The 573-nt window shown below is 71.7% G+C and carries 1 protein-coding gene and 1 pseudogene; one reads left to right on the plus strand and one right to left on the minus strand.

Going from position 1 to position 573, the window contains the following annotated elements; all coding sequences use genetic code 11:
* Positions 1-250, plus strand: a 250-nt coding sequence (locus J0695_RS41420; RefSeq protein ID WP_206969969.1) for an alpha/beta hydrolase, incomplete at its 5' end; no start/stop codon positions are given.
* Positions 251-460: 210 nt separating this feature from the next.
* Here the strand turns inward: J0695_RS41420 and J0695_RS41425 are convergent.
* Positions 461-573, minus strand: a pseudogene (locus J0695_RS41425) (sulfite exporter TauE/SafE family protein); the annotation flags it as partial.

The raw sequence follows: 573 nt of genomic DNA on the forward strand, positions 1-573 counted from the left end.
CGCGTCCACCGTCGACGTGAAGGCCGACGGCGCGGGCCCCGTTCTCGTCATCGGCAACACCGGCGACCCGGCCACCCCCTACGAGGGTGCCAAGAAGATGGCGGATGCGCTGGGCAAGGGAGTCGGTGTCCACCTCACCGTCGAGGGTGAAGGGCACGGCACCTACGCCGTCAACAAGTGCCTGACCAAGATCGTCGACAAGTACCTGCTCGACGGGACGGTCCCGAAGAACGACACCGTCTGCTCGTGAACCGGACGGCTCCCGCCTCCCGGCGAAGCGTCCGGAGCCGGCCTCGGTGAGGGGGCGGCCGGGCCCGCCCCCGGGCCCGGGAGGCCGGTGAACGAGTCCTTGGCGCGGACGACATGCCGAGGCCGATCCCCCTGTGACGGAAGGGTGTTGGCCTCGGCCCCGTGTCGCGGTGACCTGTGACCGATGGCCGGCGCCCCGGCGGGCGCCGGCTCAGCGCAGGAGCAGTTGGACGATGGCGAACGTACCCACGACGACGATGAAGGTCCGCAGGACGGGCGGAGGGAGACGGCGCCCGACCTTCGCGCCGACCTGGCCGCCGATCG

The organism is Streptomyces beijiangensis (assembly GCF_017315755.1).
Classification (GTDB): Bacteria; Actinomycetota; Actinomycetes; order Streptomycetales; family Streptomycetaceae; genus Streptomyces; species Streptomyces beijiangensis.